The organism is Trichococcus shcherbakoviae (genome assembly GCF_963666195.1).
Classification (GTDB): domain Bacteria; phylum Bacillota; class Bacilli; order Lactobacillales; family Aerococcaceae; genus Trichococcus; species Trichococcus shcherbakoviae.
Window position 1 is genome coordinate 1,947,369 of sequence record NZ_OY762653.1, and the last position, 20,132, is coordinate 1,967,500.

The window sequence follows — 20,132 nt, forward strand, 5'->3', positions numbered from 1 at the left end:
TATATTTGTTCGTAAACTCAATAATAACGAGCTTTATATTCCGGATCAAACTATTTTATATAACCAAACAGTTATGATAAACCGGTGAAGATTACTATTTCACAAATAATCAGATCAATTCTATAATGCAACTATCAAGAAAAAAGGTGAGCAAGCGGAACGGCAAGTTCAGCCGAGCCTGCAGACTCACCACTCACAATTCAAGGAAGAAGGAAAAACAAAATGACAACATTATGCGAAATGCTAGGAATAGAATATCCTATTTTTCAAGGAGCGATGGCACGGATCGCAACGGCTGATATCGCTTCTGCCGTTTCAAATGCAGGCGGGCTTGGCATCATCGCTTCAGGCGGGATGACAGCAGATCAATTGCGTGCAGAGATCCAAAAATGCAAAACGATGACGGACAAACCTTTTGCCGTCAACTTGATGCTGATGATGCGTAATTGTCCGGAATTGGTTGATGTCGTGATCGAAGAAGGCGTCAAAGTCGTGACGACTGGAGCAGGCACACCGAAACCATTCATGCCGAAATTCAAAGAAGCCGGCATTAAAGTCATTCCGGTAGTAGCTTCCGTGAAACATGCACAAAAAATGGAGGCCTTAGGCGCGGATGCAATCGTAGCTGAAGGAACCGAAGCGGGCGGACACGTCGGCGAAACAACGACCATGTGCTTAGTGCCGCAAGTAGTCAGCGCAGTCAACATCCCCGTATTGGGAGCCGGCGGAGTCGGTGACGGCCGCGGCGTCGTTGCGATGTACGCGATGGGTGCTCAAGGGATCCAAGTAGGAACACTGTTCTTGTCCGCTGAAGAATGCCCGGTTCCGGCTACGTTCAAACAGGCGGTACTTGATGCTGATGATACAGCTACGATCGTTACAGGCCGCCGCAACGGAGCACCTGTCCGTTCCATCAAAAACAAGATGCTTACGAAATTCCAAGAACTGGAAAACAACAATGCATCCCGTGATGAATTGGAAGAGTTGGCGTTGGGCTCATTGAGCAAAGCTGTATTCGAAGGCGATGTAGAGAACGGATCGGTCATGGCCGGCCAAATCACCGGTATGGTCCGTGATATCCGTCCTGCCAAAGAAATCATCGAAACATTGTTCAAAGATGCTGAAGCAATCGCAGCATCTTTGAAGATCGCTTATTAATCAAAACTGAAAAGCTCAGATCAAGGCTGAGCTTTTTTCTTAAATATTAGGAAATATAAAATATTTTCAATATAAAAGTGCATCACCGTAGGTGTTTCACGGATTTTTAAAATGTTTTATGCATCTAAAATAATGGCTAGCGGACCAAGCCTGCCTCTCGGAAATTAGATAAATCTGACCCATTGCGCTCTACGATGCTCATTCGGGGCCAGATTTCCTAAATTTCTTTCGAGGCAGAGCGGGCTTGTACCGCTTTTCTTACTTATTTATGTGAATGAACGAGCAAATAGGAGGGTACACTTATGACAAAAGTAATCACAGCTGCGGAAGCGGCAAAATTGATCAAAGACAACAGCACAGTGGCATTGACCGGATTCGGTCTGGCATGTGTGAACGAAGAAATGGCGATTTCCATTGAAGATCGCTTTAAAGCGGAAGGACATCCGAACAACCTGACAGTCATCCACGCGAGCGCTGTGGGGGATCGCCGCACAAAAGGGATGAGCCATCTTGCCCACGAAGGTCTGATCAAACGTTGGATCGGCGGCATCGTCAGCGCTTCTCCGCAACTCAGCGACCTGATCGTCGAAAACAAATGCGAAGCCTACAACCTTCCGCAAGGGGTCATCACCCAACTGTACCGTGAAATCGCCGCAAAACGTCCGGGCTTATTCACTAAAGTCGGCATGCGCACCTTTGTCGATCCACGTCTGGAAGGCGGCAAGCTTTCCCCGCGCACGACCGAAGACATCGTCAAAGTGGTTGAAATTGAAAATGAAGAATGGTTATTCTACCCGACTTTCCCGATCAATGTCGGCCTGATCCGCGGAACGGTAGCCGATGAAAAAGGCAACTTGACGCTTGGAAAAGAAGGTTTGCACATGGAAGTGTTGCCGGTCGCACAGGCTGTCAAAAACTCAGGCGGTATCGTGATCGCTCAGGTGGAAACCTTGGCGGCAGCAGGCACACTGCATCCTAAAGACGTAAAAGTACCAGGCATCATGGTCGACTACATTGTCGTGGCACAACCAGGCAATCAATTCCAGACAGAAAACACTGAGTACAATCCGGCTTTCTCCGGCGATACAAAAGTACCAATGGATGCTGTAACGGCACTTCCATTGGATGCCCGTAAAGTAATCGCCCGTCGTGCAGCGATGGAGTTGGTTCCTTCAGCTGTCCTGAATCTTGGCGTAGGAATTCCAGTCAATGTCGCGACAGTCGGTGCGGAAGAAGGCATCAGCGATCAATTGGTGTTGACGACCGAAGCCGGATCGATCGGCGGCGTTCCGGCAGGATTGCGGGACTTCGGACATGCCTTCAACAGCGAAGCGATCATGGATCACCATGCGCAATTCGACTTCTACGATGGCGGCGGATTGGACTTATCCGTGTTGGGGCTTGCTCAGACCGATGCCTTCGGAAACGTGAACGTATCCAAGTTCGGCAATCGTGTAGCGGGTTGTGGCGGATTCATCAATATTTCCCAAGCTGCCAAAAAATTGGTGTTTGCAGGAACCTTTACTGCCGGCGGTTTGCAACAGGAGGTCAAAGATGGCCGTTTGACGATCATCCAGGAAGGCAAAGCGAAGAAATTCGTAGCTGAAGTCGAACAAGTCACTTTCAGCGGTGAATACGCGTCCGAAGTGGAACAGGAAGTATTGTACGTAACCGAACGTGCGGTATTCGACCTCGAGAAAGGCAAGTTGCGCCTGATCGAAATCGCGCCTGGCGTCGATCTGGAAAAAGATATTTTGGGACAAATGGGCTTCAAACCGGTCATTGCCGAAAATCTGAAAGTAATGAACGAAGGCATGTTCCGCGAAAATTGGGGAGAACTAAAAAACATCGTCATGGCGAATGGAAAATAAGGGAGTGTTGTTGATGAAAAAGGAAATTAATCGCTGGGCTGTCTTGGTCAGCTCTATGGGTATCTTGATGTGTACGGGTGCAGTTTATGCTTTCAGCGTATTGGCAGGACCGTTGTCTGCCGCAAGAGGTTGGACAATGGCTGAGGTCATGGTAGCCTTCGCGATCAACGCGGCTTTAGGGCCGATTCCGATGATCTTGGGCGGCTTCTTGACCGACAAAGGTTGGTCGAAATGGAGCACGATGGCCGGAGCGGTATTGTTCGGTGTCGGTTTTGCTTTGGCGGGTACAGCTACAACTTTGACTGAATTGTACGTGTATTATGGTTTGATGGCCGGTTTCGGACAAGGCTTCGCTTACTCAGGCTGCCTAAGCAACACGATCCGTTTCTTCCCGGATAAAAAAGGTTTGGCTTCCGGATTGATCACAGCAGGTATGGGCGGAGCGGCCATCATCGCAGCTCCGATCGCGAACCAACTGATCCAAAGTATTGGTGTTGCCGACACTTTCGTGCGGATGGGTATCGCCTATGCCATTATCAGCTTCACTTGCAGCCTCTTCATCAAGGTTGCTCCGAAAGATTACATGCCTAAAAACATGAACGCAGCGGCTACTGCAGCAGCGAATAAACCGGTCGTAAACAAGAACTGGAAAGAAATGCTGCAGGATCCAAAATTCTATATGATCATCCTGATGTTCGCCATGGGTGCTTTCTCAGGCTTGATGATCGCTTCAAATGCTTCGCCGATCGGACAATCGATGTTCGGCCTATCCGCAGCAGCGGCAGCCGTATATGTCAGCGTGTATTCTCTCAGCAATACAATGGGTCGCGTTATCTGGGGCGCTGTTTCCGATAAATTGGGTCAACCAACGACTATCAGCATCATGTATAGTGTCATCATTCTTACTTTCTTGATCCTTATTTTCGTCAAATCCATGTTCGGCTTTACACTAGGAATCGTTGGTTTAGGCTTATGCTTCGGCGGTGTGATGGGCGTGTTCCCTTCATTGGTCATGGATAACTTCGGACCGAAATTCCAAGGCGTCAACTACGGTATCGTGTTCATCGGTTACTCGACATCCGCTTTCGTAGCGCCTAAAGTAACAGCAGGAATCGCTGCTGCGAACAACGGTGACTTCACCAAAGCTTTCTATGTCGCGATCGTGGTTGCGGCTGCAGGTTTGATTCTGGATCTTGTTTACAAGAAAAAAACGGCAACGAAATCGATCACAGAAACTGCTTAATAAACATAAAAAAACCTGAATTATTCATACCACCCCAAATCTTGATATGAACAACTCTATTTCATCTGCAATATTGGATTTTTGGCAGAGCTGTTATTTTTTCCCTTTCAAAACGTCTCTTAGAGACGAAAAGAAGCACAGAATGCGATTGTTATTGTGTTTTTGGGCATACTAATCCCTTTGTTCGAACGATTTTTTTAAATTTACGGGGTCTCCTCACCAAGACAAGGATTGAATTTGCCGTAGGATATGAAAAAATTCATCTTGGTAGACATGATGGGTGCTGAGTTTTAGCATCATGCGTCTTCCGCTGTGGATCAGTTTCCCAGCGATCTTGAAAAACCGAAGACGAATACTTTGTATCTGTAGGCCTCTGGCCTTTTCCGGGAAAGTTAGTGTGCGTATGAAATTGTTGATGTTATAGGAAAGGACGCTGACCATCATGCGGACGGCATTCTCCAAGAAATGAGAACTGTCTGTCTTGTCGAAGAAGAAGCCATTCTTGGCTTCCTTGATGAAATTCTCCATCGTACCTCTCTTCCAATACGTTTGATAGATTTGTTCAGCCGAGACGGCATTGGATAGATTGGTGATAATGAATTCATGGTGAAAAATCAGTTCATTAGCTGCCCTGACGGAACGAATACAAACCCTACGGTCATGCTTCCAAGTGCCGGCTTGATAGCGAGTCGAGTAGAAATGTTCTTCCCGCTGACTCCATTCGGTCTCATCCCCAACTTGAACAAACTCTTCCGCTATCTTGAATAAGCAGAGATTTCGTTTGAGCCGAATGACGTACTGATGCTCTTTTTCTTCACAGAGGTCATACAGTTCCGGTGCGGCAAAGCCACTATCTGCGCGAACAAGAATGGTGCTGACCGGAACAGTCTGATTATAATGCTCAAGAAGCGGATTCAAAAAATCGGCTGCTCCGTTTGAGCAGTATGTGTTTCCGGAACGCAGTTCCGCCTTCAGAAAGTCCTTGGTCAGACCATCGAATGCGACAAGCGGATGATAACCAATCGTTTGATAATGTGCATTGAAAGCCGCTTCTTCTTGATCGCCGTAGGTGTCACAATAGGTGGAATCCAAATCCAATACCATTTCTGTTGCATTACGTTGTATGCGTACCTTATCCAGCATTGCTTGATTGAGCGCTTGTAGCTGCAAAAGTGCATCGGGACTCTCACTAATGCGATCCCAAAAACGCGAAAGCGAAGGTTGTGCAGCCAATGTACTTTTTTCAAGCATCTGTTGGAAGAAAGGATCATGGCGTAAGATGTTGGCAGATGCATCGGTATCATAGCCTGCAATTAATTGGAAAATCAGTTGTTCAAGGATGGATTCATTCGAATGTGTAGGTGAAAGACGGGAGTCTTGAAATTGGAGCTCATTCTCCATCAACTGTTCGAATCCGATTGAATGAAGGAATTCTTTAACCAAAACGAGACCAGCATCCGTGGTCAGATTACCTCCAGTATTTGTAACCGTCATTTTTGCATTGAATTTTAGAGTGTTTTCATGTAAAGTTGCCATTGAGAGAACCCCTTTCTATGGTTGTTGGTGGTACATTAACCATAACAGATAGGGGTTCTTTTTTCACACCTTTTGGGTGTGAACTGGAAAGACAAAATATGTTGGAAGACTAACGTTTCCAGACGTTTTGTGAAAATCTATGAATAATTCAGGAAAAAGCATCTCCTGCACTCGAATATGAGCGCAGGGGATGCTTTTTCTTGTTGGTTGTCCGATTCTAGCGGAATATCGGACACCGGGCCAGCAATGAGAGATGAGTTTGTCCGATACTAGCAGGATATCGGACACCGGGCCAGCAATGAGAGACGAGTTTGTCCGATACTAGTAGGATATCGGACAACTAGACTGCGAAGGGATAACTGGTTGTCCGATTCTAGCGATATATCGGACATCGGGTCAGCGATAGGAGATGAAATTGTCCGATTCTAGCGGTATATCGGACAACCACCCAACTAGGCCGGACGCGATATGGCCGACAACAAAAGGCAAGCATTCGGCTCCCTAAAAGCCCGAATGCTTGCCTTTTGTTGTTGTCAGCCTCTCACGGATGGCCGCCGTCGTCTTCCCATTCATCTTCGTCATCATCCAGGGCTACCCATTCATCTTCATCGAGCCCCGGCAGGCCTTCGCCTAGGCCGCTGACATTCAGGTAAGCCAATTCCTCATTGATCGCTTTCGCGATTTCCCCGGAATCTTTGTACGCGAGGTCCAGTGTGTCGTCCGTGATGTCCAGGCGGGTATGGTCTTCCTCAGGCGCCAGATTCTCTGCGCGTACGCAACGGGGATAGAGCACGTCCGCCTTTGCTTCAAAGGCTTTTTGCAGGATGATTTCATGTTCCCAGTTTTCTTCCATATTGTACGTGTAAATGATTTTATCGTCTTTTCCTTGGATATGGTCCCGCAGACGATCGGTTTCTGCCAATGCATCTTTATGCGGCGAGGCAAACCTGAAAGTATGCGGGTGGAGATCGGACCAATTGAATGCACTTTGGAGAATGAAATGCAGATCGGAGAAAGTTGTGTCGTCATCCAATTGTATATCTCGCCAGACTGGTATGCCGACATCCAAAAGCGTAACCCTGAGTTCGAACATCATCTGAAAAACCACCTTTTTTGTTTTCAGTATAACGTTTTCATAAGGCAAGTTCAAATAAGAAGGGTGAGGGAAGCGCGAAGGGATTTTAGGCCGCCAAGGATGGCCAATCCGCAAAACGGACTTATTCCGATTCGCGTGCTATAATTGCCACAAAAATAAAGTGGAAGAAGGTTAACTTGTGTTTTATCCAAATAATTTTCAACAAGCAACTTCAATAGAAGAAATCCGTCACTTCATCGCTGAAAACAAATTAGCGTTTGTTTATATTTCCCGGACGAACTGCGGTGTCTGCCACGCGGTCCAACCGCAAGTGCAAGAGATGCTGGAAGAATTCCCGGCAATCAAAGCGATCCAGGCGAACGCCGATGACATCCCGGAAGTCGCGGGCGAATTCACCGTCTTCACCGTTCCGGCTTTGCTGTTGTTCGTTGAAGGCAAGGAAATGCTGAGGGAAGCCCGCTTCGTGGTGATGGATGAGCTGCATCACCAATTCCAACGGATTGCGGATAACTTCTGATAGCTTGATAAAGGAACGATAGTCTGAAGCGCAAAGCTTAGGCTATCGTTTTTTGTGCACAAATTAGTTACTTCTGGTGTAAACTAAAGATAATCATTTTCCGGAAAGGAGCGGCCATGTTTAATCTATTCATTTTGATATTGGAGCGGGTCGGGCTGATCATCATATTGGCCTACCTTTTGATGAATACCCACTATTTCAGGGACAAATTGGGCGAACGTCAACGCTTGAGCACCAAAGTGGCGCTGATTGTCGTATTCGGAATATTCGCGGTCATCTCAAACTATACAGGCGTTGAGATCAGTCAGGACCGCATCGTATCCGACCAGGTACTGATGAAACTTTCGGAGGGAGCGTCCTTGGCGAACACGCGGGTGCTCACAATCGGCGTCGCCGGTCTGATCGGCGGGCCGTTGGTCGGCACATCCGTCGGCATCATCTCGGGCGTCATCCGTTTCTTCCAAGGTGGGGAAGAGGCCTATATTTATGTGATTTCTTCCATCTTGATCGGCCTCATTTCCGGTCTGTACGGTGCCAAAACGATGCGCAAAAATACCTATCCGACGATAAAGGAAGGCTTTATGATTGGAGCCGTGACGGAAGGAGTCCAGATGCTCAGCATTCTGGTGTTGAGCCGCGATCTTCCGGCTGCTTGGGATCTGGTGACATTTATTGCGTTTCCGATGGTCCTCGTCAACAGCATGGGGACCGGCATTTTCCTTTCCATCATCGGCTCCACGCTGCGCCAAGTCGAACAGACGAAAGCGGTGCAGACGCATGATGTGCTCCAATTGGCGAACCGAACGATGCCTTATTTCCGTTCCGGCATGAACGAAGCTTCGTGCACGGAAGCGGCAAAAATCATCCAACAATTGATGAAAGTGTCCGCCGTAAGCATCACGAACACCGATCGGATTTTGGCCTATGTTGGCGCAGCCAGCGACCACCACATCGCCTCGAACGAAATATTGACCGAATTATCAAAAGAAGTGCTGCGGACAGGTGAAATCAGGGAAGTCCATTCCCATGACGAAATCGGCTGCAACCATCCGGGCTGTCCTTTGCAAGCGGCGCTCGTCATTCCGCTGAAAGCGCAAGGTAAAACGATCGGCACTTTGAAGCTGTATTTCACGGATGCGGCGAAATTGACCTTTGTCGAAAGGCAGTTGGCGGAAGGCCTCGGCAACATCTTCTCCAGCCAAATCGAATTTGGGGAGATCGAACTGCAGAGCAAGCTGCTGCAGGATGCCGAAATCAAATCCTTGCAGGCGCAAGTGAATCCGCATTTCTTCTTCAATGCCATCAATACCGTCTCTGCGTTGATCCGGGTCGACAGCGAACAGGCGCGCAGGCTGCTGATCCAACTCAGTAACTTTTTCCGGGCCAATCTGCAGGGCGCCCGCACCAACCTGATTCCGTTGATGAAGGAGCTCATGCAGGTGGAAGCCTACCGTTCGTTGGAGCAGGCTCGTTTCCCTGATCGCTACCAAGTCGACATTTCCGTCGAGGAAGGCTTGGAGGAAGTGTTGTTGCCGCCTTTTCTGATCCAGATTCTGTTGGAGAATGCGTTCAAGCATGCTTTCGGCAGCCGGAAGACCGATAATCGGGTATGGATCGATGTGAAAAACAGTCCGGATGGGGTGTTCATTTCCGTCCGGGACAACGGCGAAGGCATCGACTCCAATCACTTAGAGAAATTAGGCAAAGAAACAGTGCCATCGCAGGAAGGCACCGGCTCGGCATTGGAGAACCTGAATAAACGGTTGGTCAGTCTGTTCGGCGAATCGGCAAAATTGCATTTCGTATCTTCACCAACAGGAACGACCGTCTATTGCACGGTACCTTATCAAGAAAGGCAGGGATGAGTATGCGGGTATTGATTGTGGATGACGAACCATTGGCAAGGGATGAACTGGCTTACTTGCTAGGGCAATGCGAAGGCGTGAGCGCCATCGCCCAAGCGGATTCGATCGAAGAAGCGCTGGGAGCGATGCTTGAGGACCCTGTGGATCTGATCTTTTTGGACATTCACCTGACTAATGAGAGCGGCCTATCGTTGGCTGGCAAAATCAATAAACTGAAGAAACCGCCGATGATCATTTTTGCTACGGCCTATGATGATTATGCCGTCAAAGCGTTTGAACTGAATGCGACCGATTACGTCCTGAAGCCTTTTGAAATGGAGCGGATCCAGCAAGCGGTCAAAAAAGCCTACGGACAGTACCGCAAGCAACAGGTCGGAGAAGTGGAAGTACCGAAGCAGAAGGATATAGGACTGCAGGTCTTGCCCATCCAGATGGATGAACGTATCTATATGCTGCAGGTCCCGGAAATCATCGCAATCGGAGTCGAGAACGGCGAAACGACCATTTATACGAAAAATATGACCTACATCATTCATGAACCGCTCAGTGCGCTCGAGAAAAAAATCGATGGGCATCCTTTCCTGAGGGTTCATCGCGCCTTCCTCCTCAATCTGAAGGAAATAAAGGAAATCCAGCCATGGTTCAACCATACATTCCAACTGACGATGAGCAACGGCTTGAAGATACCCGTCAGCCGTTCTTATATGAAGGAATTTAAGGAAAAAGTAGGTATCTGATCAAAAAGTGAATGAATTTCAGGACTGCAGGCGTGCAACTCAGCCTGCAGTTTTGTCGTTTCGGGCGCAAATGACCCAAAAGTTTCTTTTTCTCCAGTAAAGTAAGGGCATAGAAAAAACGTGTTGGCCGCACATTTATATTGAAGGAGGAAAAAAGATGCTTACTTTACTTGGAGGAATCGCCTTACTGATTCTAGGTTACTTTACTTATGGGCGCTACATCGAAAAGAACTTTTCCATCGATCCGGAAAGAACGACCCCCGCTGAAGCACTGAAGGACGGATATGATTTTGTCCCGATGTCAAAATCAAAAAATGCCATCATTGAATTGTTGAATATTGCCGGAACGGGTCCTATTTTCGGACCGATTATGGGAGCGCTTTACGGTCCGGTCGCCTACATCTGGATCATCGTCGGCTGCATCTTCGGAGGAGCTGTCCACGATTACATGGTCGGGATGATTTCCTTGCGGAACGACGGCGCCCACTTGCCGGAGTTGGCCAGCAAATATCTGGGCAAACCGGTCAAGCACGTCGTCAACATCTTCGCCATGCTGCTGCTGATGTTGGTGGCTACAGTATTTGTTATTTCGCCGGCCAATCTGATTGCCAGCATCACACCTGATTGGATGACGATTGGCATCATTACGTTTTTGATCTTTGCTTACTATCTCATCTCCACCATCCTGCCGATCGACAAGGCGATGGGAAAAGTCTACCCTTGGTTCGGCGCAATCCTGATCATCAGCACAATCGCCATCGGCATCAGCTTGCTGACGGGTGGCCATAACCTGCCCGAATTGACGATGGGCACTATGCAGAATTTCCATCCGAAAGGCACACCGATTTTCCCGGCAATCTTCTTTACGATTTCCTGTGGGGCCATTTCCGGTTTCCATGCAACCCAAGCGCCGATGGTTTCTAGGACGTCGACGAACGAACGGGAAGGGCGCTTCCTTTTCTACGGCATGATGATTGCTGAGGGCGTCATCGCCATGATCTGGGCTGGAGCTTCCATGGCCTTGTTCGATGGCCAAACATTGAGCCAAATGATTGATGCTGGCACGCCATCAGCTGTCGTTAACCAAGTTTCCACTATGTTGTTAGGGAATGTCTTCGGTACGGTTGCCATCATCGGCGTCATCGTCTTGCCGATCTCTTCAGGACTTTCAGCATTCAGAAGTCTGCGGACAATCTTGGCTGACTACATGAACATCAAACAGGATTCAATGAAAAAAATCCTGATGATGACGATTCCTTTGTTTGTCATCTCGTTCTTCCTTACTAAAGTGGATTTCAACCTGATCTGGAGATACTTCAACTGGGCGAACCAAGTTACAGCCGTCATCGCTTTGCTGATGTCGACGCGTTATCTATATCTTAAAAACAAAAATTACCTGGTTACCTTATTGCCTGCAACATTCATGCTTTATGCCTGTGTCGTCTATATCCTGAGCGAGCCGATCGGATTCCGGATGGGATTGCAGACAGCCACTTACTTGGTCGGACTGGTCGCAACCGTAGCGATTATGGCACTTTACTGGACAACCGGTGTGAAACAGAAAGCTGCATTGGATCCGGAAGCAGAACTGCTGAACGACCATCTGCCGATCGGAACGTTTGCTTCCGCTGAAGCAGTACCGGCAGCAGCGGTAGCCGAATAACCACAGCTTCCAGCCGAAAATTTATTGAATAAAGAAACTCCTTTGGAGGACTACCGCGGTGTAGCCCCCAGGGAGTTTCTTGTTGTAGATGCCTTTACCTTATTACAACAGAGGAAACCTGTTGACGACCATATGTTGGTATGCTATAGTTTTGGCTGTAAGAAACGTTTCACAACTTTCATATGATTTAGGGGTTGAAGCGAATGACATACACTGGAAGTTCAATGACAAAAGGACAAATCGAATCGAAATTAAGCGAAGCGATCAGTAAGTTTGAAGTTGAACAAATGGGTAGGGGTCCAGAGAAAATCCGGACCGTCATCTTTCAGGATTTGATCCTGATAAGACTCAAAGGTTTCTTGAGTATATCTGAGAAAAACTTGGCCAGAAACCCAGGGGGAATCCAGCTGATAAAAAATGCTCGGACTGCCTTGTTTGAGAATGCTCGAGAAGAGCTTGAAGCAACAATTAAAACAGTAATTGACGTGAATATCGTAAGTACCTATTCCGATGTCAGCACCAAGACAGGTGAGAAAATAATCGCAATAGTTGTAGATCGAGATATCGAAAGTTTGATGAAGTAAATATGGAAGATGCAACGAAGGGCAAACAGCCAGTCGACGCGTAAGCCAATAGCAAGTACTCCATAGGGGGGCTTGTTATTGGCTTTTTTTGTGCGGATTTGAAACTTATATTTTGTGGCAAGGCGATATGGGAAGATTTTTGAATTTGTCTATTTTGAAATGGAAAGAAGGCGGATGCAGATGCAACAGAAAATGATAACAGAAAAGAAAAGGTTTCAGAGTGCTAGGTGGCTATACGTGTTTTTGGGACTGGTGATTATGATGATGCTGGGCACGGTCTATTCCTGGAGTGTTTTTCGTCTGCCTGTGGAGGAATTGTATAATGTGGGGGCTGCTCAAAGTGGATTGCCATATATGACGGCGCTACTGTTTTATTCCCTGTTCATGTTTTTGACCGGGCGTTTTTTTAAAACATGGGGTCCGAGATCAACTATCTTGGTGGGGTCATTGCTGGTTTCAATCGGGTGGATTTTATCAGCGTTTGCTCCGAATATTCAAGTATTGACTGTTACCTACGGTGTGATAAGTGGCGCAGGGGTCGGGATAGCTTACGGGGCACCATTAGCGGTAGTGACTAGATGGTTCCCTGAAAAAAAGGGTCTTGTGATTGGGCTGGTGCTGCTGGGATTTGGACTTTCGCCTTTGTTTACGGCGCCATTGGCCCGAACGTTGGTTGAACAATACGGGGTGATGAAAACATTCCTCGTATTGGGAGTCGTTTTTGGAATGTTGCTGCCTTTGCTTTCGATGCCTTTCAAGTATCCCGAAAGCGGGGGTGTTGAAGGAGGGGGTTCGTCTGGATCGGATGCGGGTGTGTATGATGTGACCAGTGCTGAAATGATGAAATCAGCTCACTTCAAAGGGTTATACTTCAATTTCATTATCGGAACGATGATTGGACTGATGATGATAGGTTTGACAAGCAGTATCGGCATTGAGCTGATAGGGATGGCGCAAAAGGATGTAGTGCTGTTCATATCGGTGTTTGCAGTGTTCAACGGCATCGGGCGTCCGGTGTTCGGGTGGCTGACGGACAGGTTATCGGCAAAGACGGCCATGCTCCTTTCTTACGCTCAAATCATCACGGCAGCCGTTTTGATGCTATCGGCAAAAAATGAAAGTGTGGGCTTGTTTGCCACAGCCTTTTCGATATTTTGGTTCAATGTTGGTGGTTGGTTGGCTATAGCGCCTACTGCAACCAACAATTTGTATGGCCCTAAACACTACAGCCAGAACTATGGCATCGTATTTACCGCATATGGAATAGGCGCAGTGCTGGGAGTGAGCAGTTCAGGGTTACTACTGGATACTTTCCAGAATTACGACTATATATTCTATCTTGTGATTGCATCATGTCTAATGGGCTCGTTGTTGACGTTGGTGCTTTTCAAGGGGAACAGGGAGTATAAAAACGAAGCAGCGGCAGAAAAGCATCTGCCTGATTTTGCGGGCCGCAACAGCAGCCGCTAAACTGTTAGTCCTGTGGCAAAGCCAATTAAAAAAAAGAACTCCCCGAAGGACCTGTAAGGCTCCTTCGGGGAGTTCTTTCTATAGATATTGTTTTAAGGACTCAGCGATATCTTCAAGCATAGCCAATTCATCATTTGACGGGTTTTCCAACGTAATCAAGGCTTCCTCAGCGCGGGCTGTCGCGTTTCCCTCTGCATCCGTTGCTACATCCAGTATCAGCAGTTCGGCATAAAGATCATCCAAATCCCTTTGCGGCTGCACGAAGAATTCAAATGTACCTTCAGGATGGCTTGCTTTGAACGCTTCAATTTTTTCAATCAATTTTTCTAAGTTCATTTATTTCCGCCTTCTTTCTGTCCTTGTTCATTTACTGCACGGCTTATTATACATCATTCGGACTGCGTATGTATCGCGTAACAGGTTAAAACCGACATGGAAAGCAGAATTTTGGGTTGCGGGATATATCGTTTCGGAACGGAAGTCGGTATACTGGATAATGAGAAAGTCAGCTTGCTAAGGAAAGTCCAGTCCGGCTGTCCCTTTAAGATTTGGGCAACTAGGACATCTTAATTTGTACTTTTGTCACAATGCATCTTTTCAATTCAGTTTGGACTGATATGATTAAGCAATAGAATTCTGGATTACTTTGGACAAGGAAGGAGCCGCTCCATCATGCACTATTTAAAACAATTTACCGTCATCATCGCTATTTCGGCCGTAAGCGAATTGCTGGCCATCTTCATTCCGCTGCCTGTTCCGGCCAGCATATATGGCATGTCGCTGCTGTTCCTGTTGCTGATGACGGGCGTGTTGAAGCTCAAACAAGTGGAAAGTGCCGCCAATCTGTTGTTGGGTATCATGCCTGCGCTGTTCGTCGTGAGCGGGGCTGGGCTCATCACTTCCTACGGGCAAATCGCCGAAAATTTCGCCAGCTGGATTGCCATCAACATCGGCTCCACCATCGTGATTTTGGCGACTACCGGGCTTTTGGCGCAAGGATTGATAAGAAGGAAGAAAGCAAAGGAGGCTGACGGGAATGATTGATCATCTGTTGGAGACGACAAAATATCTCGGGCTGTTCATCAGCTTGGGCGCCTTCATGATCGGCTTGAAGCTGAACAAAAAGTACCCTTACGCCTTCATGAATCCTTTGCTGATCGGGACAATCCTGGTGATGGGCTTGATTCTTGTCCTGGACGTCGAAGTTGCCGTTTTTCAAAAAAGCGCGCAAGTGTTGTCCGACCTCCTGACACCAGCCACGATATGCCTGGCTGTTCCGGTCTACCGACAGTTCAAAATTTTGCGCGGGAACAGCTGGGTCGTATTGATCAGTTGTCTGGCGGGGATGATCAGCGGTCTGGTCACAATCATCGGCTTGGCTCTGATCCTTCAGATGAGCGAAGTTACGACCCTTTCCACCTTGGCGCGCTCGATCACGATGGCCATCGCGTTGGATACGACCGAATTGATCGGCGGGGTTGCAGGTATCATAGTGGCAGGGGTCATCTTCGCCGGCATTTTCGGAACGGTAGTTTCCGGACTGATTTTCAGAATCTTCAGGATCGAAGAGCCGATTGCGAAAGGGTTGGCCTTGGGTGCGGCTTCCCACGCCATGGGGACGGCCGAATCGTTGAAAGCAAGCGAACTGCAGGGTGCCATGAGCAGCTTGGCGATGGTCGTATCGGGCGTCATGATGGTGGGGTTGATCCCGCTTGCGGCGCTGTTCGTCCAATAAGGGCAACAACTAAGTGAAAACATAAGAAGCAGCTCTAATTAGAAAAGAGACAGCTTCTTTTTGTGCGCTGGGGAGACGGTCTTGCCATCAAGGGTTATCCGGTGCCAGACGTTGGGCTCTATGCTATACTGAACTCATAATGGGTATCAGTATCTTGAAGTTTTGTCGGGCTATTCCGGAGTCAATCATTGCGCAAAGGACGGTGGAGAAATGGAACAAACACTGCAGGCGCACATTCAATTACCAGCTGATCTGGATGTGAAATATGCGCTGTTGCCGGGTGATCCCGCCCGCGTTGAAAGAGCGAAATTACTGTTGGAGGACGCTGTCGATTTGGCGTTCAACCGCGAGTACAAGAGTGTTCTGGGGACCTATCAAGGGCTAAAAGTCCTAGTCATTTCCTCTGGGATCGGCGGGCCCTCAACAGCGATAGCTATCGAAGAGTTGGCGAGGATCGGAATAGAAGGCATCATCCGGATCGGCAGCTGCGGCTCTTTGCATCCGGAAGTGCATTTGGGCGATGTGATCATCGCGACGGCAGCGGTCCGGGATGATGGCGCCAGCAAGGCTTATGTCGATTCCGCATATCCCGCCGTTGCCGATCTGGATTTGTTGATCCATCTGAAGGCAATCGCGGAAACAGAGCGGATCCCTCATCGTTTTGGGATTGTCCGCAGCCACGACAGTTTCTACACCGCCCGTGAAGCGCAACTTACTGCTTATTGGAGCGGCAACGGCATCATCGGGTCGGATATGGAGACAGCCACGTTGTTTGTTGTTGGGACGCTGAGGGGATTGAAGACCGCATCGCTGCTGAATGTCGTCGTCGGTCCGGATGAAGAGATGGAAGAAGGCGTCCGTCAATTCGTTTCAGGAGAAGCGGCCACCAAGCAAGGGGAACAGAATCAAATCAAACTGGCATTATCCGCTTTCCATGCATGGCACCAGGCAAAAGGAGGAGAATAAAATGAATGCAGAAACAAAAAACAAACTGAGCTACAAGTTGTCTACGGCTTCCATCGTATTGATCCCGATCGCAATCGGGATTAATTACCTCGGCAAATACATCGCGGGCGTCTTGCGTCTGCCGCTTTGGTTGGACTCGATCGGAACGGTATTGTCCGGTATGTTGGCGGGTCCCGTAATCGGTGCCGCTTCCGGGATCATCAACAACGTCATCTACGGCGTGACGGCTGATCCGATTTCGACAGTGTACGCGATTACCAGCGCAGTCATCGGTTTGATGGCGGGTCTGTTTGCCGCTAAAGGCTGGTTCAAGGACATCAAGACCGTGCTGTTGGCCGGTTTGATCATCGGTGTGGTTGCGGCTACCGTCTCGACGCCTTTGAACATCCTCTTTTGGGGCGGACAGACCGGTAATGTCTGGGGAGATGCCCTCTACGCTTTGCTGATTTCGAATGGACAACCGCAATGGCTGGCTTCTTTCCTTGACAGCATCGTTGTGGACGTGCCGGACAAACTAGTGACGGTGCTCATCAGTTACTTTATCTTCAAGGGCTTACCGAAGAAACTTACGAACACTTTCCTGAAGGATGGCGCGATAGAAGAATTATAGGGGCTGATTTGAATGGATGCAATGACTTTGTATGTACCGCGCAACTCGCCGATCCATCGTTTGGATCCGTTGACGAAGATGCTTTATGTCGTCGTGAGCATCGCTGCGGCCTATATATTGGATAATCTGTGGGAAGTTGGGGCAGTCATGCTGACCAGTTTTGGCATCTTGTTGGTGGGGAAAGTTTTCCGTAATATTATGCCGGTGATTGCGCTCAGTTTTTTATTGATTCTGTCGATCGTCATTGTGCAGGGTTTTTTCAATCCTGCCAATGAAACGCTGCTGTATGAATTGGGCCCGATAAAATTCTACAAAGAGGGCCTGGTTATCGCCTTTCGTCTGACCATGCGCGTCATCAATATGGTCAGCGCCTTTGGGGTATTGGTGCTGACGACTTCGCCGACGGAACTCGTTGAACGGCTGCAGCAGAAAGGCATGTCGCCGAAAATCGGTTACGTCATCCTGTCGGTCCTGCAGATCATCCCGCAGCTTAGGGCTACGTATGGAAAAATCCAGGATGCACAACGGTCGCGCGGGATGGAGACTGAGGGCAGCCTGTTTGTCCGGATAAAGGCATTCTTCCCGTTACTGGGACCGGTCATACTGAACGCCTTGAACGATACTAGGGAGAGAGCGATTGCGCTCGATGTCCGCGGCTTCGACAGGGACACTCCGAAAACCTATCTGAATGAAGCGAAGTCCTATCGTTACAGTGCTTTGCTGAATATCCTGCTGCTGGTGATTCTGGCCGGTTTGATCGTTTGGAGGTTGATGGGATGAGCATCATAGAAGTGAAAGATCTAAAATATCGCTATCCCGACACGACGAAATTGGCGTTGGACGGCATCAGTTTTTCGGTCGAGGAGGGCGAATTCATCGGCCTGATCGGAAGGAACACCGCCGGAAAATCGACATTGTGCTATGCTCTGAGCGGCTTGGTGCCGCACTTCTTCAAAGGTGCCTACGGCGGATCGGTAATGATAGCCGGTTTGGATGTGCGCACGACGGATGTGAGCGAGGTCACTGCAGCAGCCGGGTTGGTGTTCGAAAACCCATTTTCCCAGATCACCGGCTCGCGTTTTACGGTATATGAAGAAATCGCCTTTGGTCTGGAGAACATGGGACTGCCGCGCGATGAAATCATCAAGCGGATCGAAGAAAGCTTGGACTTGCTTGATATCCGCAAAGTGAAGGACAAGAACCCGTTCGATCTTTCCGGGGGACAAATGCAGCGGGTTGCGATCGCCGGTGTGGTCGCGATGAAGCCGAAAGTGCTGATTTTGGATGAACCAACTTCCCAACTGGATCCGCAAGGGTCGGAAGAGGTCTTCAAAGTGGTGGAGAACCTCACGAAAGAAGGCATCACAATCATCATGGCCGAGCAGAAGATGGAAAAAATCGCGCAGTACGCAGACAGGGTCCTGCTTTTGGATGACGCCAAATTGATCGCTTATGATACGCCCGAAGCCATTTTTTCACGCGAGGACTTGGCGTCATTGGGAGTGCAACCGCCAGCCGTGACCGCGATCGCCCGCCATTTGAACAAGCGGAAGGCCAATGGGCATTATCCTGTGGAATTGGATGAGCTGAAAGGCTTGCTTGCGGAAGAAGGTGTCCCTCATGAATAAACTGGAAATAGAGAAGCTGCATTTTGCCTACGATAAAGCGACACTCGTCATAAAAGGCATCGATCTGGTTCTGGATGATCGCAAAACTGCCATCATCGGGCAGAACGGATCCGGGAAAACGACATTCGTGAAACTGCTGAAGGGACTCTTGCGCCCCGATTCCGGCAGAATTCTGCTGGACGGGACCGATTTAAAAACTTTGACGGTTGCCCAGATATCCAAAAAGATCGGTCTGGTTTTTCAGAACCCGGATGATCAGATTTTCAAGAATACGGTTTTGGATGAAGTGATGGTCGGTCCGTTGAATATCGGACTTTCCTTGGATGAGGCAAGAGCAAGTTCCCGCGCGGCTTTGGCGCAAGTACAACTGGTTGATGTCGAGAAGGTGAATCCGTACGACCTTAATTTGGCGCAAAGAAAGATGGTGGCGTTGGCTTCGATTTTGGCGATGGACACGCCCATCGTCATTTTCGATGAACCCACGATGGGGCAGGACATGGCCGGGAAAGCGATCATCAAAAAAGTGATTGAAAACCTGCAGACGGAAGGGAAATCCGTGTTGTGCATTCTGCATGACATGGATTTTGCGGCTGCCGTTTTTGAACGCGTCGTCGTCTTCAGCCAAGGGCAACTGCTGCTCGAAGGCGGTGCAAGGGAAGTCTTCAGCAAAAAAGACCTCCTGCAGCAAGCCTATCTGGATCAACCCCAAGCCATGAAAATCGCGCAGGCTTTGGGCATACCAGAAAACTTACTGACAGTGGAAGAAGTGGAGATCGCTTTGGAGAAACGTTGATGTCAGGAAGGGTTCAAACTAGTCGAACCGCGCACTGTGGATTGGGATTGCAAGATTCGAAATTTATCATTTACTGACATCGCGAGGGGTGTCATAAAAAAACACCTGCATCAATAAGGCTCTTTGGGAGTTCTTGTTGATGTAGTTTTTTTGATTTGGAAGACCGACGGACCATTTGTGGGAATGATCGATGGCCATGTGGTATACAAGTGAACCATTTAGCGGTAAAATGGTTTCAGTTTGAATGCATGGAGGCGCGAAATTTATGAAAGAAAAGAAAAACCTGCTGATCAGCTTGTCCAAGCTGTCGAAAATGTACCGGGCAGAAGTGAAGACAGAGATGTCTGATTCGGATTTTTCTCCGAATGAGTTGGATCTGATCACCTTCTTGTCAAATAACGAAATGGATACATCCAAAGAAATAGCAGATTCTCTGGGATTATCAAAGTCTTTGATTGCCAGATCGGTCGATTCGCTTGTTGCGAAAGGTTTCCTGGAGACAAGGGTGGACGAGACAGATCGTCGTTACATTCATCTTGTCTTGACTGATCAGGCAAAGCCGATAGCGGAGCGATTGCGGAATCGCCGAAAACAGTTTATCGCATCGATGACGGAAGGGATCAGTCAGGAACAGTTCGCACAGTTTGAATGGGCTCTTGA

Annotated in this window: 20 protein-coding genes (1 of these 20 only partly in view); 17 read left to right on the plus strand and 3 right to left on the minus strand. The window is 48.4% G+C overall.

Translation table 11 applies throughout. The features are described from left to right. Window positions 1-222: 222 nt before the first annotated feature. From ACKPBX_RS09240 to ACKPBX_RS09250, 3 genes are all read left to right on the plus strand, one after another. Complete coding sequence (locus ACKPBX_RS09240; RefSeq protein WP_119092666.1) at window positions 223-1,158, plus strand: nitronate monooxygenase; 936 nt, start codon at window positions 223-225, stop codon at window positions 1,156-1,158. Window positions 1,159-1,460: 302 nt separating this feature from the next. Next, complete coding sequence (locus tag ACKPBX_RS09245) at window positions 1,461-3,029, plus strand: acyl CoA:acetate/3-ketoacid CoA transferase (RefSeq protein WP_319995227.1); 1,569 nt, start codon at window positions 1,461-1,463, stop codon at window positions 3,027-3,029. Window positions 3,030-3,042: 13 nt separating this feature from the next. Continuing rightward, window positions 3,043-4,272, plus strand: a complete 1,230-nt coding sequence (locus tag ACKPBX_RS09250) for an L-lactate MFS transporter (protein WP_319995228.1) — start codon at window positions 3,043-3,045, stop codon at window positions 4,270-4,272. A 216-nt stretch (window positions 4,273-4,488) separates the two neighbouring features. On the opposite strand, the gene ACKPBX_RS09255 is transcribed toward ACKPBX_RS09250, so the two are convergent. Together ACKPBX_RS09255 and ACKPBX_RS09260 are read right to left on the minus strand one after the other, a co-directional pair. Beyond that, window positions 4,489-5,808 (minus strand): IS1380 family transposase, encoded by a 1,320-nt coding sequence (locus ACKPBX_RS09255; protein WP_319994998.1) that lies wholly within the window; start codon window positions 5,806-5,808, stop codon window positions 4,489-4,491. 541 nt (window positions 5,809-6,349) lie between these two features. Beyond that, the gene (locus tag ACKPBX_RS09260) at window positions 6,350-6,904 is read right to left on the minus strand and encodes a plasmid pRiA4b ORF-3 family protein (protein WP_319995229.1); all 555 of its coding nucleotides are present in this window, start codon (window positions 6,902-6,904) and stop codon (window positions 6,350-6,352) included. A gap of 178 nt (window positions 6,905-7,082) precedes the next feature. Here ACKPBX_RS09260 and ACKPBX_RS09265 point away from each other — a divergent pair, with 178 nt between their 5' ends. The 6 genes from ACKPBX_RS09265 to ACKPBX_RS09290 all read left to right on the plus strand — a co-directional run bounded on the left by ACKPBX_RS09265 (window position 7,083) and on the right by ACKPBX_RS09290 (window position 13,740). Beyond that, a complete protein-coding gene (locus ACKPBX_RS09265; protein WP_119092663.1) occupies window positions 7,083-7,421 on the plus strand; it encodes a thioredoxin family protein in 339 nt (112 codons plus the stop codon). A 116-nt stretch (window positions 7,422-7,537) separates the two neighbouring features. Beyond that, a complete protein-coding gene (locus tag ACKPBX_RS09270; RefSeq protein WP_319995230.1) occupies window positions 7,538-9,286 on the plus strand; it encodes a LytS/YhcK type 5TM receptor domain-containing protein in 1,749 nt (582 codons plus the stop codon). A gap of 2 nt (window positions 9,287-9,288) precedes the next feature. Then, window positions 9,289-10,023, plus strand: a complete 735-nt coding sequence (locus ACKPBX_RS09275; protein WP_319995231.1) for a LytTR family transcriptional regulator DNA-binding domain-containing protein — start codon at window positions 9,289-9,291, stop codon at window positions 10,021-10,023. 157 nt (window positions 10,024-10,180) lie between these two features. Beyond that, complete coding sequence (locus tag ACKPBX_RS09280) at window positions 10,181-11,686, plus strand: carbon starvation CstA family protein (protein ID WP_319995232.1); 1,506 nt, start codon at window positions 10,181-10,183, stop codon at window positions 11,684-11,686. A gap of 203 nt (window positions 11,687-11,889) precedes the next feature. Then, window positions 11,890-12,270 (plus strand): Na-translocating system protein MpsC family protein, encoded by a 381-nt coding sequence (locus ACKPBX_RS09285; protein ID WP_319995233.1) that lies wholly within the window; start codon window positions 11,890-11,892, stop codon window positions 12,268-12,270. A gap of 180 nt (window positions 12,271-12,450) precedes the next feature. Beyond that, window positions 12,451-13,740 carry an L-lactate MFS transporter gene (locus tag ACKPBX_RS09290; RefSeq protein ID WP_319995234.1) on the plus strand — a complete coding sequence of 430 codons (1,290 nt, stop codon included), beginning with the start codon at window positions 12,451-12,453 and terminating at the stop codon, window positions 13,738-13,740. Window positions 13,741-13,818: 78 nt separating this feature from the next. Here ACKPBX_RS09290 and ACKPBX_RS09295 read toward each other — a convergent pair whose 3' ends face one another. Then, the gene (locus ACKPBX_RS09295) at window positions 13,819-14,076 is read right to left on the minus strand and encodes a hypothetical protein (protein WP_319995235.1); all 258 of its coding nucleotides are present in this window, start codon (window positions 14,074-14,076) and stop codon (window positions 13,819-13,821) included. Between the two features lie 336 nt (window positions 14,077-14,412). Between ACKPBX_RS09295 and ACKPBX_RS09300 the strand changes: the two genes are divergently transcribed. From ACKPBX_RS09300 to ACKPBX_RS09335, 8 genes are all read left to right on the plus strand, one after another. Next, window positions 14,413-14,784, plus strand: a complete 372-nt coding sequence (locus tag ACKPBX_RS09300) for a CidA/LrgA family protein (RefSeq protein WP_119092658.1) — start codon at window positions 14,413-14,415, stop codon at window positions 14,782-14,784. Next, the gene (locus ACKPBX_RS09305) at window positions 14,777-15,475 is read left to right on the plus strand and encodes an LrgB family protein (protein ID WP_319995236.1); all 699 of its coding nucleotides are present in this window, start codon (window positions 14,777-14,779) and stop codon (window positions 15,473-15,475) included. Before ACKPBX_RS09300 ends, ACKPBX_RS09305 begins: the two co-directional genes overlap by 8 nt. 210 nt (window positions 15,476-15,685) lie before the next feature. Further along, on the plus strand, window positions 15,686-16,441 hold the full coding sequence (locus tag ACKPBX_RS09310) for a nucleoside phosphorylase (protein WP_119092656.1): 756 nt from the start codon (window positions 15,686-15,688) through the stop codon (window positions 16,439-16,441). Between the two features lies 1 nt (window position 16,442). Beyond that, window positions 16,443-17,051, plus strand: a complete 609-nt coding sequence (locus tag ACKPBX_RS09315; protein ID WP_086630175.1) for an ECF transporter S component — start codon at window positions 16,443-16,445, stop codon at window positions 17,049-17,051. Window positions 17,052-17,063: 12 nt separating this feature from the next. Continuing rightward, window positions 17,064-17,831, plus strand: coding sequence for an energy-coupling factor transporter transmembrane component T family protein (locus ACKPBX_RS09320; protein WP_086630174.1), 768 nt, complete (start codon window positions 17,064-17,066; stop codon window positions 17,829-17,831). Continuing rightward, window positions 17,828-18,679, plus strand: a complete 852-nt coding sequence (locus ACKPBX_RS09325) for an energy-coupling factor ABC transporter ATP-binding protein (RefSeq protein ID WP_086630173.1) — start codon at window positions 17,828-17,830, stop codon at window positions 18,677-18,679. The genes ACKPBX_RS09320 and ACKPBX_RS09325 overlap by 4 nt, the downstream gene beginning before the upstream one ends. Next, window positions 18,672-19,472, plus strand: a complete 801-nt coding sequence (locus ACKPBX_RS09330) for an energy-coupling factor ABC transporter ATP-binding protein (RefSeq protein WP_119092655.1) — start codon at window positions 18,672-18,674, stop codon at window positions 19,470-19,472. Before ACKPBX_RS09325 ends, ACKPBX_RS09330 begins: the two co-directional genes overlap by 8 nt. Before the next feature lie 265 nt (window positions 19,473-19,737). After that, window positions 19,738-20,132 carry the 5' portion of a MarR family winged helix-turn-helix transcriptional regulator gene (locus ACKPBX_RS09335; protein ID WP_160116954.1) on the plus strand. Its footprint extends 40 nt past the window's final position, so 395 of the gene's 435 nt are visible here — the first part of the coding sequence; its start codon is at window positions 19,738-19,740; its stop codon lies beyond the right edge, outside the window.